Origin of the sequence: Mordavella massiliensis (genome assembly GCF_016901695.1) — a bacterium.
In the GTDB taxonomy this organism is placed as follows: Bacteria; Bacillota; Clostridia; order Lachnospirales; family Lachnospiraceae; genus Claveliimonas; species Claveliimonas massiliensis_A.
This window is the reverse complement of record NZ_JACJKS010000004.1, coordinates 43457-60865: the sequence shown is the minus strand read 5'-3', so window position 1 is coordinate 60865 and position 17409 is coordinate 43457. Positions and strand designations below refer to the sequence as shown.

Here is a 17409-nt window from a genome sequence, read left to right as displayed (position 1 = left end):
GCCCGGCCTGCGGCGCAAGAAAAAGGGGCGTGTGATCAGTTGTAGATCACATGCCCCTCTGCCGCCAGAAGCTGAAGCCCCGGACAGGGTACGCTCTGCCTGCACAGGATCGTCCCGCCCCCCGCCTCCACGGTGATCCGCCTGCGCCACTCCTTCGGGATGTAGACGATCACCCGGTGCCTCTCGTCGTAATACTGCACCACAAGATTGCCGTTGAAGCCGTCCCGTATCTCGATCTCTCCGTCCTTCTCACAGATACGGTAATCCCTGGCCTCCTTTTCACGCATCACAAAATGTCTCATCCATAGCCGCCTTTCCCCGGCCCGGGGCCGGTCCCTGCTGTCTCTGTTATCTGATACAGACAGTATAGCGGATCTTTCTATAGATTTCAGATGTTTTCTTTTAAATATTTCTTAATATTTCTATCCTGTACTGCGCCTCAAACACCTGCTCCGGCGTCAGCCGGTTTTCCCACTCCCGGTCTTTGAGTTCCCCGTCGAAGCCTTCCCGGTCGCACCGCCCGTACCAGGGCTCGATGCACACGAACGGCGCGTGCTTCTTCGGGGGCGACCAGATGCCCACCAGGGGCGAATCAAAGTGCACCGCCAGGTACGCGCGCCCCTGCGGGTCCACCAGGGCGATCTCCTGCGTCTGCCCGTTCTCCAGGATCAGCGCATCCCCGTCAAAGAGGTGCTCGCTCACCGGCAGTCTCCCGCTCTCCAGTTCGTACACGGCAGTCCGGTCCGTGGCAAGACCCCCTGCCCCGAACACCCGGTTTACAAATGAGGAGAGCGCCTGCCCGTCCGACGTGCGCAGGCAGAGGCTGTAATCGCTCTGCTCCTCTCCTGCCCGCAGGGGACAGAAGAAGGCCGGGTGGGCGCCGATGGCAAAATACATCTCTTTCGTATCCCGGTTCCTCACCCGCCACATGACATGCAGGCTTTGTCCCTCCAGCCGGTATCCGATCTCCAGGCGGAAGCGGAAGGGATACACCTCCCTGGACGCCGCATCGTCCTCCAGGGCAAACCAGGCCGTGGCGCCGGACTGTTCCGTCAGGACAAATTCCCGGTCTCTGGCAAACCCGTGCTGTCCCATGGGATACTCCCTGTCCCCGATGCGGTACTTCTTATCCCGCACGCCGCCCACAAAGGGAAAGAGGACCGGGGAAGTCCTGCCCCAGTACGCCGGGTCAGCGTTCCACATATACTCGGTTCCGTCCTCTTTTTTCTTCAGCGACTTCAGCTCCGCCCCGTGAAGGCTGATCTGCGCCTCCAGGACATCATTCTCCAGCCGGATCCCCTGCGTCTTATTCTCCATCATGCATCCTCCTTTTCTCCAACTGCCAGCGGCCGGCCGTCAAGGACCGCCTCCAGCAGGGTGTCGCTCTCATCGTAGACAAGCTTCAGGGAGAAAAAGGGTCTTTCTTCCTGCAGAAGACGGAAAAAGATCCTGTCCCCCTCCCAGATATTCAGATCCGCCACTTTCTCCTTATCCACCCACTCGAGGTCCCCCTCATCGCAGGGGTGGGGCGTGCCGGTAAAGCCGTCTGCCGTATACAGGGACATGTACTCTGCCGTGTCCTCCCCGTAGATGAAGGTCACGATCCCCCGGTACTGCCAGGACGTGAGTGTGTAGCCTGTCTCCTCCCACACTTCCCGCAAAAGGCACTCCTCCGGGCTCTCGTTTCTCTCAAAATGGCCGCCCACGCCAATCCATTTATCCTTATTTACATCCTGCTCCTTAACGGTCCTGTGGAGCATCAGGTATTTCCCGTCCCGCTCCATGTAACAGAGCGTGCTCAGCTTCACCATACGCTTCTTCCTCCCCCTCCTTGGGCCCTGCGAGATACCCTCTCTTTTTCAGTTCCTCCCCGATCAGGTCCAGGGTCTTTTCGCTGTCCGCCGTCACTCTGTGATAGTGATAGCCGGAAGTAATGTTTTTCAGCGGACTTGACTTTCCGCTCCTGATATCCTTCAGAAATTCCGCCACCTGCCTTCTGGAACTGATGTGCAGCTCCGCCTCCAGGCGGCCGTACACCCTGTGGCTGACCATGACGTTCTCCACCGTTCCACCCAGATCCACGATGGCGCACAGTTCATCCTCCAGCTGCTCGTCCGTATGCTGTACCTTGAACACCCGGCCTGCACTGGCAGGGCTGCTCAGAATATATCCCCGGTTCGTGGCGATGACGCCGTAGCCTGCCGCCCGGATCAGCGCGATATCCTGCACGATTACCTGCCGGCTCACCTGAAACAGAGCGGCCAGGTCCTTCGCCGGCACAGGCGCGCTGCTCCTTTGGATCCTGTCCAGGATCTCTTCCCTTCTCTTTGAACCGTCCATGTTCCCATCAGCCTCCTTCCCAGCTATTGTATCACATCCCCCGGCGTCTGCGCCAGTGTCCCGCGGGAGAAAAAGAAGGCCTGAAGCATCCTGTCCTTGACACTGCCGTCCCATACTTCTATAATAAAGACAATTTCGCAGAAGAGAAGGTATGAACGTGTCGCACAGCAAAAAAGGGAGCGCGCTCCCCAGGACAGACAAAAAAATACAGACCCTCACCCTGTGCGGTCTGTTTACGGCGCTGGTCGCTATCGGCGCCTTTATCCAGATCACGATCCCCGTGCAGCCGCTGCCCATGCACTTCACCCTCCAGTTCTACTTTGCCCTGCTGGCAGGGTTTCTCCTGGGCGGGAAGTACGGGAGCCTCAGCGTGGGGATCTATCTGCTCATCGGCCTGTGCGGCATCCCGGTCTTCGCCGCAGGCGGCGGCCCATCCTATCTGCTCCGGCCCACCTTTGGCTTCCTCCTCGGTTTCTTCTTCACGGCGGCAGTGGTCGGCAGGCTGACCGAGATCTTCCGGCCGAAGGGCCGGTTCTCCTACCTGGCGGTCTCCATGGCCGGCTTTGCGGTCATGTACCTGTCCGGCAACCTGTACTACTATTTTATGAGCAACTATGTGCTGGACACGCCTGTGCCCTGGAGCGTCGTCATCTTCAACTGCTTTCTCCTCACGGCGGCGGGAGATTTCCTTCTGTGTGTTCTCGCCTCCCTGACAGCGAGGCGGCTTGACATCATTATGAAAAGGTTCATCCACTGATGCGGATGAACCTTTATTTTTTGGAAAACAGATGTTTTAAAAAGACGTACATCACGATCACGAACGCGATCATGTACCCGAACGCACCAAGCGCCGGGATCCCCCATATCTTCGGCCTCATGTCGGTCGTACAGATGATGCTGGAGCTGATGAGCAGCGCCATCACCCACAGGCCCATGACGATATTCTGCACCATTCTGCGCAGAAGCCGGGCCAGTTCCGGCGATGCATGCAGATCCAGATTGACCTTGGTCTGCCCTTTCAGGTATCCCTGCACCGCATCTGAGATAAGGACCGGGATATCCAGCGCCCGCTGCACGGACCGGTACACCGCCTTGCCGCCGCTTTTGATCTCCTTCTTCCAGTCGAAGCTGCGCAGCATGCTCTCCTTGATCCTTGCCGCCGCGATCTCCACCATGTTGATCTCCGGCGAGATATCAGCCAGCACACCCTCCATGTGCGTCAGCCCTCTTGCCAGCATAGTCAGGCCGTGAGGCATGATGATGTGGTTCTCCTTCATGACCTCCATCAGATCCATCATGACGGCCGCCACATCGATCTGACCCATATCCACCGTGCCGTACTTGGACAGAAGTCCGCTGATGTCCTCGTAGAGACGGCTCGGATCGGGCTGCTCCCTGAATTCCCCGAGGGCCATGACCGCCTCCTGGATCAGTCCCACGTCGTTGACCGCCACGCCGCGCACCGCCTTCGCGATCAGCTCCCTGTCCTGCTCTGTCAGGCGGCCCATCATCCCCATGTCGATCCAGATGATCTTGCCGTCCCGGATCCTGAGGTTTCCCGGATGCGGGTCCGCATGGAAGAAACCGTCCTCAATGACCTGTTTCATGTAGTTGTCAGCCAGCTTGCGCCCCACTTCGTTCAGGTCGTAGCCGTCCGCCTGAAGGCGCTCCTTCTCGTCAATGCAGTACCCCTCGATATACTCCATGACAAGGACGTGGAGCGTCGTGTACTCCTGGTAGAGGACCGGCATGCCCACATAGGCGACCCCCTCGTTCCTGCGGGCGAATTCCTCCATATTGGCGGCTTCGGTGAGGAAGTTCATCTCCTCCCTTGTCACATCCCAGAGCTCCCCCAGCACCATGTCCAGGTCCACCATACCCTTGATGCTGACCGGGGGCAGGAGGCGCACCGCCTTCCGCAAAAGGGAGATATCCCGGGCCATGATCCCGTAGATTCCCTTTCTCTGCACTTTGATGACGACAGGGGATCCGTCCTTCAGGACCGCCCGGTGTACCTGCGCGATAGAGGCAGAGCCCAGGGGCTTCTCCGTGATCTCCTGGAAGATCGCGCCCCACGGGCATCCGTAGGAAGCGTCCAGCACCTCCGACACTTCGGAAAACGGCATGGGCTTTACGTCTGACCGAAGCTTCATCAGCTCATCGCAGTACCGCTTGGGAAGGATGTCCGAGTGCATGGACATGATCTGGCCGATCTTAATAAAGGTTGGCCCCAGGTCTTCCAGTATCATCCGCAGTTTCTCCGGGGTCAGCCCTTTTGTGATCTCATATTTGTGCAGGACTGCGGTCATCTCCCGCAGCCTGCTCTTATATTCCATGGTTTCCTCTTTACTCATGGACTCCTTCTTCCTCTGTCTGTGCCGTCTCTTCTGCGGCGCTCTCCTTGACGAGGATGCGCGCCTTCAAAGCTTCGATCTGCTCCGGGCTCATCCGGTCCAGAAGCTCGTCCAGCTCCTCCGGTGTGGAGGCCTTCACGGACACATTGACTTTATCCTTCACCGTCTGCCGGATATTGTGCTTCAGCTCCTCGTTGAGGGCTTTGCCCTGCTCTACGGTCAGTTCGCCCTTCTTTACCATCTCATCCAGCATTTCTTTGGACTTCTCTGTCGTCACCGCCACTGCGCCGATGCCTGCCAGCAGGATCTTCTTGATCCCATCCCCAAAGTTTTCCATATCGATCTCTCCTTTCAAAGTCCTTCTGCCGCCGGTTACCCTGCTATCGTCATAAGGAAGGTCCAGCCTTTCGGGAGGAAAATGATAAGCCCGGCCGCCGCCGCCATGATGGAAGCGATCAGCACCGCCCCGGCTGCCGCGTCCTTGGCAAGTTTGGCAAGAGGGCGTCTCTCCTGCGTGACGAGATCCACCACCGACTCCACCGCCGTATTGACCAGCTCCAGCGACATGACAAGGCCGAAGAGCACGAAGCAGATGCACCATTCCGTCCGGGAAATCCCGAAAAACAGACCTGCGATGATGACCAGCGTCATCATGCAGCAGTGGATCTGCATGTTCCTCTCCCTGCGGATCACCGCAAAGATGCCTTCAAAGGCAAAGCCGAAACTTTTATAAAGCGGCGGTTTCTTCTGTCCCTTCACCTTGCATTCCTCCCGGGCAAAGATTTGTTTTTATTATATCACACTTTTCTCTGTTTGGCGTCAAAGATCTCCACGATCGTCTTCTCTGTGCCTGTCATGCCCGGGGAGGCGATCAGGCCCATGTTCCGCATGGTCTCCTCCGGCGTCTCCCCGTTGATCCCGTGCACATCCGCGATGTGGATGCCGTGCATGGCCAGGTCCACGGATCTCCATGCCGCATCGACAGCAGCGATCCCTTTCATGGTGCAGCCCTGGTTGCCGCCGTCGCAGATCATCCCGGTGATGCTGCTGGCCATATTGTTCAGCACGTAGGTCATCTCTGTCACCCCGCCGCCCCGCAGCCACGCGAGGGCGCAGGCCATGCCGGATCCGGCCGCAATGGCGCAGCCGCAGAAGGCAGACAGCCGGCCGGAATACTCCTTGATGTACATGCACACCAGATAGGAGAGGGCCGTGGCCCGCAGGAGCTGCTCCTTCGTGTAGCCATTTACCCTGTATGCCGCATAGAGGGGCATGGTGGCGATGATCCCGTGGGCGCCGGATCCCGTGATGCTCATGGCCGGCGCATCGAGGCCGATGACCCGGGCCTCGATGGCCCCGTTGCAAAGGAGGGACGCCGTGGCCTGCTCGTCCTTCGAGATCTCCTTCCCGCCGTTTCTCTCAAGAAGATGGCGGGCAAAGGTCGTCTTCGGGCTTGCAAGCCCGAGGTGGAACAGGCGGAGGTTGACTTCGTAGGCCTCCTCTATGAAGGCAATCTCCTCCCCGTCCACAGTCTCAATATAGGAGACCAGATCCTGCAGGGTATAGCAGTGGATCGGATGCCCCGCCTCCCCGCCGTCTTCTTCCCGGATCTCCGGTTCATCCTTTGTCCCGGCAATGATCTTCCCGTTCACTTCCTCGCACACGATATTCGTGTGGGAGTCCCGGATCGTCACTACCGCCGTGTCTTCCTCCGTCTCCACGGACGCCTCGATAAAGATGCGGCTGCTGATGCTGTCAAGCACGATCTTCACTTTGCCGGCGCGGATCAGCGCATCTGCCTGCCTGTTGTCCTCCTCCTTCACATCCGCCAGCGCTTCCAGCCCCTTCTCCGGCCTGCCGGCTACCGCCCCCAGGGCAGCGGCATAGGCGCTCCCCACCTGGTCGGTTCCCGGGATCCCGCAGGTGAATGCATTCTTATACATGCCGCTGTTCATGGACACGGTGATCTGCCGGATCACGCCTCTTGTGTGGCTTACCGCCTCCGCTACCGCAAAAGCGATCGCGCCCGGCTCTGTCACCCCCAGGGCCGGTTTCATGTCTTCCCGTATCATTCTTGTCAGTTCTTTCATATCCTCTTCTCCTTTTTTCAGAGTCTATTTCATCCCCGGAGCCGCGTCTGCGGCAATCCACCGCTGTACGACCGAGATGCTTTCTTCTGCGATCTTTGCGATCATATCGGCCGGCATTCCGGCCTGTGCCAGATTCAGGGCCATCGTTCTTTTGCCCTCCGTTTTTCCTTCGGCCTTCCCTTCGGCTCTTCCTTCGGCTCTCCCCTCGGCTCTTCCGACTTCCCTTCCATGTTTTTCAATCTGCTCCGTAATCTCACACATGCGTTTTATTCCTCCTTCCTTACACTTCAGTGAGATTTCTTTTAGATTTTATCAGAGTATAAGATACGGACTAACCCGTAAGACAACTGTAAGAAATATAAATGCTTTGCAATTATCATAACACATGCGCAGGCAAGTTTCCATAAGATTTTATATCGTTTTTATCCGATTTATACTCGGTTACACATCTGCAAAGAATCTTTGCGTGACATTCCTGGCCGGATTCTGTATCATAAAAGCAGGAAAGGAGGGAGGGACATGTCAAAGATCAGTCAGAATATCAAAAGACAGCGCATACAGAAAGGGCTGTCCCAGGAGGAGCTGGCGCAGAAGCTGTTCGTGACGAGACAGACGGTCTCCAACTACGAGACCGGAAAGTCGAATCCGGACCTGGACACCCTTACAAAACTGTCGGAAATACTGGAAACAGATGTAGAGACGCTGCTCTACGGAGATACCGCCTGCCGGGAGAAGAAGAAGTTCCGGCGGGACTGCGGCCTTCTGGCTCTTGCTGCTGTCCTGTTGGCCGGCGTCATCTTTGCACTGCAGCATGCCAGGACCATGCAGGGGATCACCTTTGAGATCTCCATCGCTGCCGTGTGTTTGTCCTGTATCGGCATGCCTCTTCTGCTGGCCCTCTTTGGATTTTCCGGGACAGGGCTTATTCTGGGACTGGCGGTCCGCAGGAAAGCGCAGCTCCCCCGCCGGGTTTTGATACGAAGGATCCTGGCCGCCGTGCTTCTGGCATTCCTGCTGTGGAGCGCCCTGTTCCTTCTGTGGCTGTCCGGGCATCTTCCGTTTTCCTGGCTGTCCGCAGCTGTCGGCAGGATCTATTTCCTTACTTCCATCTCCACGGCTGTAAAGTATCTGGTCGGGGCTGCCGCCGTTGCCGCCGGATGCCTCTGGCGGCTTACTGAAAAATAGGAAGAACGCTTCTCTTTTATTTCAAGGAAATCCTGCGGACGGCCTCCCGGACCGGAAGTACGCTGCCCGGCGCGACAGACAGTTCGTCCACGCCCATCTTCAGAAATGTCTCTGTGAGGGATACGTCTGCGGCAAGCTCTCCGCAGATGCCCACCCGGCAGCCGCCTCTGTGGCCGTTCTCCACCGTCATGCGGATCATCTCCAGCACAGCCGGATGACGGGCGTCGTAGAAGCGGTCCAGCGTCCCGTTCCGGCGGTCGATCGCCAGTGTGTACTGAGTCAGATCATTCGTGCCTATACTGAAGAAATCCACTTCCTCTGCCAGCGGTCCGCCAAGGATCACCGCAGCCGGGGTCTCGATCATGACGCCCAGCTCCACATCCCCACAGGCAATGCCCGCGCGGCGCAGCTCCATCCGGCTCTCCTCCACATATTTCTTTGCCTGCTGCACCTCCCACACGGAGATGACCATGGGAAACAGGATGCCGATCCTGCCGTATGCAGCGGCCCGCAGGATAGCCCGCAGTTGTGTCCGGAAGATCTCCGGGCGGTCCAGACAGATACGGATGGCGCGGTATCCCATTGCCGGATTCTCTTCCCGCGCCAGGTTCAGATACGCCGCCTGCTTGTCCGCGCCGATATCCAGCGTGCGGATCACCACCGGCCGTCCCTGCATGCGTTCCGCCACCTGCCTGTATACCTGGAACTGCTCTTCCTCCGTGGGGAGCCTGTCTTTTTCCAGATAGAGGAATTCGCTCCGGAAAAGGCCGATCCCTTCCGCGTCATTTTCAAGCGCGGCGTCCACATCGGCCGCGCTTCCGATATTGGCGCACAGGCAGACCTCTGTCCCGTCCGCCGTGACGGTCTTTTTACCCTTCAGCTTCCCCAAAAGATCCCTCTGTCTTCTCTCCTCCTCCTGCCTTGCCCGGTACTTTGCAAGAGTCTCTTCATCCGGATCCACGATCAGCTTGCCGCCGGCGCCGTCCAGCACAGCCGGCCTGCCGTCCAGCTCCTCACCGGCCGGGATGCCGCAGAGCGCGGGAATGCGCATGGTGCGGGCGAGGATGGCCGTGTGGGAACTGTCGGATCCCAGCTCCGTCACAAACCCGAGAAGCCTGTCCCGGTCCATCTGCACGGTCTCGCTTGGGGACAGATCCACTGCCGCCAGGATCACCGGTTCATCCCCCGGCACCGCGCTGCACATGCCGCCCTGCAGGATCCGGATCACCCGCTGCGCCGCATCCCGGACGTCGGAGGCGCGCTCCCGCAGGTACGGATCCTCCATCTGCGCAAACATCCGGCAGAACTGGTCCGCCGCGGAGGATACCGCATACGCCGCGCTGCTCTTCCCGGCGCGGATCCGCTGCAGGATGGAAGCGTTGAATTCCTCGTCTGCCAGGATCATACCGTGTCCCCGGAAGATGGCTGCGGCATCCTCCCCCGCTTCCCCGGCCGTCTTCCCGCAGAGTTCCTCCAGCTCCTTAAGGGCCTGCGCCTTTGCCCTCTCGTAGCGGGCCGTCTCGCCGGCTGTATCTGCTGTCTTTTCAGGAGAGATGGCCGGCCTGTCCTGTGAATAAAAACGGATCGTTCCGATGGCTGTTCCCGCCACAACGGATTTTCCCTGGTATATCTTCATAGCCTCTTTACCTTCTTACTTTATTCATGCCCGTACTGCCCGGGCAGAAGTCTTCCCCTGTCGTCGAACGCGAGAGGCTCCGCCTCCCCCAGCGCCTCGATGTCCCTGCTGCCCCGCAGTTCCTCATAGAGCGCGGCAGAAACATAGAGATCAGCGATCTGGTTCGTATTGCGGATCCGCACGACCCTGGCCGCCTCCGGATCCTCCAGGGCCGCCGTGTCGAGGGCCGCCTGCAGCGCGTCCCGGTCTGTCCTGAGCACGCAGGGGAATTTCCCCTGCGCCGGCGCCATGGAGGCCACGGCGTTCTTCGCTGTAGCGGCAAAGTCTGTCTGCTCCAGCACATCTTTTGTCGTAAAGTCCGCCAGCCCGATCCCGATGGCATTCCCGTGGGACCCCTCTGTCAGGCCGAGCACTGCAATGCGCGTGATCTGCGGGGATGCCGGCTCCGCCTGCCCCGTCACACAGACCCGTCCGATCACCTTGGTGTCCATACCAGATCCGGAGATATCCTTCCCCATCTCGTCTACGATGAGCACGTCGATCTGCTCTGCCGGCAGCTTCATCCTGCCCTGCTTCACTTTCGACAGCAGCGCCTTCTCCGTCTCCAGGAAATCCGCCGGCTCCCGCATGCAGATGCAGTCCAGCCTGTGCACCGCGTTCTCTGTCAGAAGCACGCCGAAGAGGACCGGCAGGTGCTCCATCATAAAGGCGGCCGTCTCCCGGATGACCGTGCCGTACCCGTCCTTCAGAGCCAGGGCGTGCACGTTCTGGCATCCAGCCGGGCCGCCGATGCCGATGGCCATCAGCTTCAGGACGCCGCTCTCCGTGACATCTTCAAAATCCGTGTGCATCTTGACCCGGTTGATCAGCACAAAGGCGTCGAACTGGTCGCAGAGCACGCTGCCGTACACCGGATACCCGTGAGGTCCCGTCCAGCCCCACAGCTTCGTCTCCCCGCTGCACAGAACCGGCGCGCCCACCTCCTCCTGCGTGATGCCGAGGGACGCAAGCACTTCCTGCTGCCCCTGCGCCGTGCCGCCGCCGTGGGACCCCATGGCGGCGAAGATATACGGCTCCCCGCCTGCCTCTTTCACCTTCCCGACAGTCATGCGCACGATCGCCTGGATCTGGTCGATCCCGCGGCTGCCCACGGCGATCCCGATCTTCTTTCCTTTCATTTTCCCCGGATCCAGCCCCAGGCTGTCCCAGCTCTCCTTGTATGCCTGCTGTACATCCCCGATCCTCTCCCGGTTGTAGCCGTGATTGTGGATCCGTATCATCTTCGGAAACATAGCTCTACCTCCCGCTTTCTTCTATACTGCATTATATCCTGTTTGCCCGGCACATACAAGGAGGGACATGCAGCCAGAAAGGCCGCCCCCTTACCGGGAACGGCCTTTCCGCGCTCTGTCTGTGTTCTATGCTTCCGTCTCTTCCTCTGTCTCCTCATCGCCGACAGGCTGGTTGTGGATCTCCGTAATGGAGACAACCGTCGCCTCCGGGTTGGTGACAAGGTCAATGTCCTTGTTCTTCGCGATATCCAGATCCTTCACCTGGATGGAGTCGCCGAGCTTCATGTCTCCCACGTCGATCTCGATCTTCTCCACCAGCGCGGACGGTTCCGCCTTGAATGCGATCTCGTGAAGCATCTGGTTCACAAGTCCGGTGTTCACCTTCTCGTGGTTCAGCAGGATGACCTCTGCCACGGAGTGCACCTTCTCGCCCTTTACAAGCGCCTGGAAATCGATCTCATAGATCTCTGTCTTGAGCGGGCTCAGATCGATCTCCTTCACCAGGACGTCCATCATCTGTCCGTCCACGTCCAGCATGATCTGGCTTCCCTTGCCGTGGGACTTGATGAGGCGCTCCGCATCGGTCTTTGCTATCTGGATCGGCATGGACTCCTTCATCTCCCTGCCGAATACATTGCCGGTAACAAATCCTTCTCTCCTGAGTTTCTTAGCTTTTGTCTGCATGTTACGCTTTTCAGCTTTCAAAGTAGTCATTTATCTTTTCCTCCAAAATCTGATAATGCTTAGCAGCCTTCAACTTTGCAAAACAAAGAGGTCAGTTAAGTATGTCTTTTTGTTACACGTATATTATAACACCTATTATAAATAACACAAGCCCTTTTATGAATTTTTACGGATCGCAGCTTCCGCACGGCTCATATCCGTCCTCGAGCAGCGCCTGCCTGCTCCCGGTATAGGTCTCCTTATTGTCCGGCTTGATATCCGCAGCGCCGCTGCAGTCCGGATCGTGGAATTTCTTCGTGTTCGTGTTGAGGATGTAGGTGTGCTCCTCCCCGTCGTCCACCCACTCGGCGTAGGTCTCCCCGCCTTCGATCTCCCAACTGTTTCCCTGCGAGTAATCAATCTCAATGCCCGGCTGGATGTTGAACACATACACGTTGAACGAGACGCCCCGTCCGCCGTCTTCCACTGACTCCGCTTCCATCCACACGCCGGATGCCACCAGGTTGTCGCCCTCAAAGACCGGGGTCACCTGGTAGAGCACATGGTTGCCCGTCTCCTTCACATAGTCGGCCACCTCGTTCTCAAAGGGCAGCATCCCCTCTGTGTTCATGTATCTCGTCCCGGTGATCAGGTTTCTCTCGTTGGCATTCTCGCCGGTGAGCTGGAAGCCGATGAGATGGCACCGGTTGTAGAGATGTCCGCCGTCCACCTGGTCATACTCCACAGACTGCCAGCCCGTGGGCTTTACTTCGCTGATATTGCCCCGCTCCTCATCCGGCATGGTCTCCAGGCCCACGCAGGCTTTGGCCTCCTGGCACCGCCCCAGACCGTCCAGCTCGCTGTAGGACTCATAGGCATCCCCGGTAAGCTCATCTTCCTCGAAATCCGGCTCCCCGTCCTCCACTTCCACATAGGGCTCCCCGTCATACTCCGGGATCTCCCCCAGCGCCAGCTCCGCCTCTGAGACGGAAGCCTGGCCGGCTGTCCCGCCAAATAAGACGTCTGCGCCTGCCCCCTGACAGGATGTGAGAAGAAAAGCCGCCAGTGCCAGAATGGATACACCGACCGCCCTGCTTCGGTTTCCGCCTGTCTTTTTATTCGAATGTCCTGTCAAAACGTTTCTCCAGCTCCTTTCCCGTGCGGATCGTCTCATCCAGACTTCCGATCATCTTCACTGCCAGATCCACCGCTCCGTCAAACCGGCGCAGCAGTTCCCGGTTGCTCCTGCGGCAGCGCAGGTTGTCCCTGTGCTGGTTCATCAGCCCTTTCATATACGGGTACTTTCCCGTCACCTTCAGCCCGGTGTTGATCGCATCATGCTTCAGCCGTCCCGGCGCCGTGAAGAACCGCTTGACAAGCCGCATGTCTTTTAAGGCGCGCAGCACGGTCTCCGGCTCCATATGCGCGTAAAACGGGGCGACCGCCTCCGCCGTCTCCGGATCCGCGGGGATCAGCTCCGCCAGCGGATAGGCAAAGGGATCCTTCCCGTCCATCCGGAGGAGAAGCTTCTCAAATTCCTCCTCGATCTCCAGATGCTGCACGCCGCTCCTGCGGATATAGGCATCCACGAAGGGATGGCACTCGCCATCCAGGATGAAATGGCACACAAAGCCCAGCAGATACGCGTACTCCGGGCCTGTCCTTCCCTTCTTCCTGACGACGCCCGCCGCATGCCTGAAAAAGGGCGCCGCGGATATCTCATGGAGATGGTTCCCGTACCTGGAGACCCGGTTCGCCTTCCAGGGCCTGTAAAAGAAAAAGAGATCCGGACCCTGCAGGCCGATCCGGAACTGACTGCTGTGCTGCTCGATCGTCTGTTTGACCTCCCCGTCCAGGCGGGCATATACCTTGCGCCCGAAACGGTCATGTGCGTAAAATGCCGGCATGTCGCTGCCTCCTTTGTCTGTTTCTTTTTTGCGTCCCTATTATTATAATCGGTTTTGCCAAAGATAACAAGCGCAGAACAAAAAGGAGGAAGGCTTTCCTTATACTTGCCTTCCTCCTGTGCACGCGTTTCTGTTTTCTTAGTACAGACACTTCACGGTCGGATAGATCCGGCGGAACTTCTGGTACTTCTCCTCGTACTTCTTTACCAGCTCCTCCTCCGGCTCCACCGTGTCGATCACCTTCACGATCTTCTGCGCGATGGTCTTTACATCCGGGTACTCGCCGCAGCCCACAGCCGCCAGCATGGCGCCGCCCAGGGCCGGGCCCTCCTCGCTCTCGATCACATCCACCTTCAGGTTCATGACATTGGCGATGATCTTCTTCCAGAGCGGGCTCTTCGCGCCGCCGCCGCAGATCTTCGTGCGCTCGATCCGGATGCCGAGGCTCCTCGCCACTTCCAGGGAGTCACGAAGGCCAAAGGCAACGCCCTCCAGCACTGCCTGCGTCATATCTTCCCGGGTTGTATCCATGGACATGCCGATGAACATGGCTCTCGCGTCCGGATTGTTGTGGGGCGATCTCTCTCCCATGAGATAGGGAAGGTAGAACACATTGTTCTCACCCAGTTTGGTGATGCCCTCCTGCTCTTTCCCGAAATCTTTTGTCTTCAGGATCTCCTCCATCCACCACTTGTTGCAGGAGGCAGCGCTCAGCATGCACCCCATCAGGTGGTAGTTGCCGTCCGCATGGGCGAAGGAGTGGAGCGCATTGTGCTCATCCACGCCGAAGTGCTCGCTGGAGATGAAGATCGTGCCGGATGTACCCAGGGAAATGTTGCACATGCCGTCCCCGACTGTGCCGGTTCCCACGGCTGCCGCCGCGTTGTCCCCCGCGCCCGCGATGACTTTCACGTCTGCGGAGAGGCCGAGCCGGGCGGCCACATCCTCTCTCAGGGTTCCGACCACCTCGTAGCTCTCATAGAGCGTGGGGAGCATCTCTTCCGTGATGCCGCAGATGTCCAGCATCTCCTTTGACCAGCAGCGGTTCTTCACATCCATGAGGAGCATGCCGGAGGCGTCCGACACGTCCGTGCAGAAGGATCCGGACAGCCGGTAGGCCAGGTAGTCCTTGGGCAGCATGATCTTTGTGATCTTTGCAAAATTCTCCGGCTCGTTCTTCTTCATCCAGAGGATCTTGGGAGCTGTAAACCCGGCGAACGCAATGTTGGCCGTATACTGGGACAGCTTGTCCTTGCCGATCACCTCGTTCAGGTAGTCTGTCTCCTCGCCGGTACGCCCGTCGTTCCAGAGGATGGCGGGACGGATCACCTGGTCGTCCCCGTCCAGGGCCACCAGGCCGTGCATCTGTCCGCCGAAGCTGATGCCCGCCACCTGGCTTTTGTCAAAGCCCTCCGTCAGGTCGCAGATGCCCTCCATGGACTTCTCAAACCAGTCCTCCGGATTCTGCTCAGACCAGCCCGGGTGCGGGAAAAACAAAGGATATTCCTTTGAGACGATATTTTTTATGTCACCTGTCTCGTCCATCAGGAGCAGCTTCACCGCTGATGTGCCGAGATCCACACCGATATATAACATATGTACCTCCTAAAAACAGGGCAGGGAGCACACTCTCTCCCCGCCCCTTTTTGTATGTCTGTGTCAGCTTATCTCCAGGGATTCTCTGTCGGATACCGAACGCCTGCCGGCTGGTTGTAGCCGATCTCGTCCACCGGTACGCCGATGTACTTGAACACCTCGAACAGCGCCTTGCCGTGATGTCCGAAGGCAACGGCCCCGTGATGCGGATAGCCGCCCTCGATCAGCACGTGGCGGTAGAAGCGTCCCATCTCCGGGATGGCGAACACGCCGATAGCTCCGAAGGATCTGGATGCAACCGGGAGTACCTCGCCGTGTGCGATGTAAGCGCGCAGGATATTGTCGGCTGTGCTCTGCAGACGGAAGAAGGTGATGTCGCCGGGAACGATATCGCCCTCCAGCGTTCCCTGTGTCACTTCCTCAGGCAGCGTTCTCGCCATGATCTTCTGGTACTTCATCTCGCAGAAGGACAGCTTGGAAGATGCCGTATTTCCGCAGTGGAAGCCCATGAATACATCCTGCAGCGTGTAGTCGTACCTGCCCTTGATGTCCGCATTGTACATATCCTTCGGCACGCTGTTGTTGATGTCGAGCAGGGTTACCGTATCGCCGCTCACAACGGTTCCGATGAACTCGCTGAGTGCGCCGTAGATATCTACCTCGCAGGATACCGGGATGCCCTGGGCTGTCAGACGGCTGTTCACATAGCAGGGAACGAAGCCGAACTGTGTCTGGAAAGCCGGCCAGCACTTGCCTGCGATGGCAACGTACTTTCTGTAGCCTCTGTGCTCCTCCACCCAGTCTTTTAATGTCAGCTCGTACTGCGCCAGCTTGGAAAGGATCTCAGGCTTCTTGTTGCCTGCGCCGAGCTCCTCCTCCATCTCTTTTACAAGCGCCGGGATCCTCTCGTCGCCCGCATGCTTGTTGAACGCCTCAAACAGGTCGAGCTCAGAGTTCTCCTCGATCTCAACGCCGATGTTGTAGAGCTGCTTGATCGGTGCGTTGCAGGCCAGGAAGTTGAGCGGACGGGGACCGAAGGAGATGATCTTTAAGTTGTTCAGGCCCTCGATCGCTTTTGCGATCGGGATGAACTCGTGGATCATGTCCGCGCAGTCCTCTGCGTCGCCTACCGGATACTCCGGGATGTAAGCGCCCACATTGCGCAGCTTCAGGTTGTAGCTGGCGTTGAGCATACCGCAGTACGCGTCTCCTCTGCCGTCCAGCAGATCGTTGCCGGATTCCTCTGCGGCAGCGATGAACATCTTCGGTCCGTCAAAGTGCTTTGCGAGCAGTGTCTCGGAGATCTCCGGTCCGAAGTTTCCAAGGTATACGCACAGCGCGTTGCAGCCGGCCTTCTTGATGTCCTCGAGAGCCTGTACCATGTGGATCTCGCTCTCTACGATGCAGATCGGGCACTCGTAGATGCCCTCTGCGCCGTACTTCTCTGTGTAGGCCTTCATCAGGTTCTGTCTTCTCGTCACGGATAAGCTCTCCGGGAAGCAGTCACGGCTTACAGCTACAACTCCGATTTTTACTTCTGGCATGTTGTTCATAGTGTATCAATCCTCCTTATTCCTGTTTACAGTGTGATATTTTCTCCTTTTAACCCGCAGAAGGCGCCCTCTATCTTTGCGTCCTCATGGGCAATGAGCCATTTGTTCTTTGCAGTGATGAGCCTGTCCTCGCCCGCTTTTCCAACCGGGAAGGTGAGGTCTGTGTTGGTATCCTTCGGCAGCACCACGACCACCCGGAAGCCTTCGTTGCCCTCCACGGTGCAGGGCGCGTAGTGAAGCGTCGTCGCATAGACCTCGATGGCGGTTCCGGCCGGAACGAGGAACGCCTCCACCCTGGATGTATCGTAGGTGTAGTCGGGCTCCACATCCTGCTGATGTCCGATGAGCAGGATGGCGTCCGTCACAGCCACGTTGATCTCTGAAGAGCGGTGGTACTCCAGCGCATTCAGCTTCTTATTGTTGCCGTTGCAGTATCCGATCTCAATGGGAAGCCCGCCAAAAGCCCGGTTCCTCAGATCTTCCTCCACGGGAAGGGCCTCCAGCTCCTCCACAGACGGCACATAGATGACGTCATCCAGCGGCAGGGGCGTGTGCTCCATCTCTTTGATGAGACGGCTCAGATCATAGCCTTCCAGCACTTTGCCGTACTTCCTGAACGCTGCATCCGTCACGTTCTGGATCTGCATGTCTATCTCCTCCTTTTCCATATCCGCACAGGCGGACTTGTCTTGTTAATGTCAGTATAACAACTTTTTTTGTCTGATACTACCAATTTTTTGCGCATTTCATGGCAGTTTCTTGTCTTTTTGTATGATGCGGATATATAAAAACT

Annotated in this window: 19 protein-coding genes; 2 read left to right on the top strand and 17 right to left on the bottom strand. The window is 58.1% G+C overall.

Annotated features, from left to right (window positions below; translation table 11 throughout):
• Positions 1 to 35: 35 nt before the first annotated feature.
• The 4 genes from H6A20_RS03785 to H6A20_RS03770 all read right to left on the bottom strand — a co-directional run bounded on the left by H6A20_RS03785 (position 36) and on the right by H6A20_RS03770 (position 2340).
• On the bottom strand, positions 36 to 302 hold the full coding sequence (locus tag H6A20_RS03785) for a DUF4097 family beta strand repeat-containing protein (protein WP_204905840.1): 267 nt from the start codon (positions 300 to 302) through the stop codon (positions 36 to 38).
• A 100-nt stretch (positions 303 to 402) separates the two neighbouring features.
• Positions 403 to 1317: an aldose 1-epimerase family protein gene (locus H6A20_RS03780; RefSeq protein ID WP_204905839.1), complete on the bottom strand. Its 915-nt coding sequence runs from the start codon at positions 1315 to 1317 to the stop codon at positions 403 to 405.
• Positions 1317 to 1811: an NUDIX hydrolase gene (locus H6A20_RS03775; RefSeq protein WP_204905838.1), complete on the bottom strand. Its 495-nt coding sequence runs from the start codon at positions 1809 to 1811 to the stop codon at positions 1317 to 1319. The genes H6A20_RS03780 and H6A20_RS03775 overlap by 1 nt, the downstream gene beginning before the upstream one ends.
• A complete protein-coding gene (locus tag H6A20_RS03770; protein WP_204905837.1) occupies positions 1741 to 2340 on the bottom strand; it encodes a transcription repressor NadR in 600 nt (199 codons plus the stop codon). The genes H6A20_RS03775 and H6A20_RS03770 overlap by 71 nt, the downstream gene beginning before the upstream one ends.
• A 151-nt stretch (positions 2341 to 2491) precedes the next feature.
• On the opposite strand from H6A20_RS03770, the gene H6A20_RS03765 reads away from it, so the two are divergent.
• Positions 2492 to 3097: a biotin transporter BioY gene (locus H6A20_RS03765; protein WP_204905836.1), complete on the top strand. Its 606-nt coding sequence runs from the start codon at positions 2492 to 2494 to the stop codon at positions 3095 to 3097.
• A 13-nt stretch (positions 3098 to 3110) separates the two neighbouring features.
• Here H6A20_RS03765 and H6A20_RS03760 read toward each other — a convergent pair whose 3' ends face one another.
• From H6A20_RS03760 to H6A20_RS03740, 5 genes are read right to left on the bottom strand one after another with little or no spacing between them, the layout of a single operon-like run.
• Positions 3111 to 4694 carry an ABC1 kinase family protein gene (locus tag H6A20_RS03760; RefSeq protein ID WP_204905835.1) on the bottom strand — a complete coding sequence of 528 codons (1584 nt, stop codon included), beginning with the start codon at positions 4692 to 4694 and terminating at the stop codon, positions 3111 to 3113.
• Positions 4687 to 5031: a phasin family protein gene (locus tag H6A20_RS03755; protein WP_204905834.1), complete on the bottom strand. Its 345-nt coding sequence runs from the start codon at positions 5029 to 5031 to the stop codon at positions 4687 to 4689. The genes H6A20_RS03760 and H6A20_RS03755 overlap by 8 nt, the downstream gene beginning before the upstream one ends.
• Before the next feature lie 35 nt (positions 5032 to 5066).
• Positions 5067 to 5453 (bottom strand): diacylglycerol kinase, encoded by a 387-nt coding sequence (locus H6A20_RS03750; RefSeq protein ID WP_204905833.1) that lies wholly within the window; start codon positions 5451 to 5453, stop codon positions 5067 to 5069.
• A gap of 38 nt (positions 5454 to 5491) precedes the next feature.
• Positions 5492 to 6784, bottom strand: a complete 1293-nt coding sequence (locus tag H6A20_RS03745) for an L-cysteine desulfidase family protein (RefSeq protein WP_204905832.1) — start codon at positions 6782 to 6784, stop codon at positions 5492 to 5494.
• 24 nt (positions 6785 to 6808) lie between these two features.
• Positions 6809 to 7045, bottom strand: a complete 237-nt coding sequence (locus tag H6A20_RS03740; RefSeq protein ID WP_204905831.1) for an RpnC/YadD family protein — start codon at positions 7043 to 7045, stop codon at positions 6809 to 6811.
• A 258-nt stretch (positions 7046 to 7303) separates the two neighbouring features.
• On the opposite strand from H6A20_RS03740, the gene H6A20_RS03735 reads away from it, so the two are divergent.
• Positions 7304 to 7969 carry a helix-turn-helix transcriptional regulator gene (locus H6A20_RS03735; protein WP_204905830.1) on the top strand — a complete coding sequence of 222 codons (666 nt, stop codon included), beginning with the start codon at positions 7304 to 7306 and terminating at the stop codon, positions 7967 to 7969.
• 16 nt (positions 7970 to 7985) lie between these two features.
• Here the strand turns inward: H6A20_RS03735 and ptsP are convergent, their stop codons facing one another.
• The 8 genes from ptsP to H6A20_RS03695 all read right to left on the bottom strand — a co-directional run bounded on the left by ptsP (position 7986) and on the right by H6A20_RS03695 (position 17263).
• Positions 7986 to 9605: a phosphoenolpyruvate--protein phosphotransferase gene (gene ptsP / locus H6A20_RS03730; protein WP_204905829.1), complete on the bottom strand. Its 1620-nt coding sequence runs from the start codon at positions 9603 to 9605 to the stop codon at positions 7986 to 7988.
• 20 nt (positions 9606 to 9625) lie between these two features.
• A complete protein-coding gene (locus tag H6A20_RS03725) occupies positions 9626 to 10897 on the bottom strand; it encodes a nickel pincer cofactor-dependent isomerase, group 22 (RefSeq protein WP_204905828.1) in 1272 nt (423 codons plus the stop codon).
• Positions 10898 to 11023: 126 nt separating this feature from the next.
• On the bottom strand, positions 11024 to 11611 hold the full coding sequence (locus H6A20_RS03720; RefSeq protein ID WP_204905827.1) for a 50S ribosomal protein L25: 588 nt from the start codon (positions 11609 to 11611) through the stop codon (positions 11024 to 11026).
• A gap of 136 nt (positions 11612 to 11747) precedes the next feature.
• Entirely contained in the window at positions 11748 to 12695 is a 948-nt protein-coding gene (locus H6A20_RS03715; protein ID WP_243426114.1) for a DNA/RNA non-specific endonuclease, read from the bottom strand.
• On the bottom strand, positions 12676 to 13467 hold the full coding sequence (locus H6A20_RS03710; RefSeq protein WP_204905825.1) for a zinc dependent phospholipase C family protein: 792 nt from the start codon (positions 13465 to 13467) through the stop codon (positions 12676 to 12678). The genes H6A20_RS03715 and H6A20_RS03710 overlap by 20 nt, the downstream gene beginning before the upstream one ends.
• Positions 13468 to 13605: 138 nt before the next feature.
• Positions 13606 to 15063: a xylulokinase gene (xylB, locus tag H6A20_RS03705; protein ID WP_204905824.1), complete on the bottom strand. Its 1458-nt coding sequence runs from the start codon at positions 15061 to 15063 to the stop codon at positions 13606 to 13608.
• A gap of 68 nt (positions 15064 to 15131) precedes the next feature.
• On the bottom strand, positions 15132 to 16616 hold the full coding sequence (locus H6A20_RS03700) for an L-fucose/L-arabinose isomerase family protein (RefSeq protein ID WP_204905823.1): 1485 nt from the start codon (positions 16614 to 16616) through the stop codon (positions 15132 to 15134).
• Positions 16617 to 16642: 26 nt separating this feature from the next.
• Positions 16643 to 17263, bottom strand: coding sequence for a DUF4867 family protein (locus H6A20_RS03695; protein ID WP_204905822.1), 621 nt, complete (start codon positions 17261 to 17263; stop codon positions 16643 to 16645).
• Between the last annotated feature and the right edge of the window lie 146 nt (positions 17264 to 17409).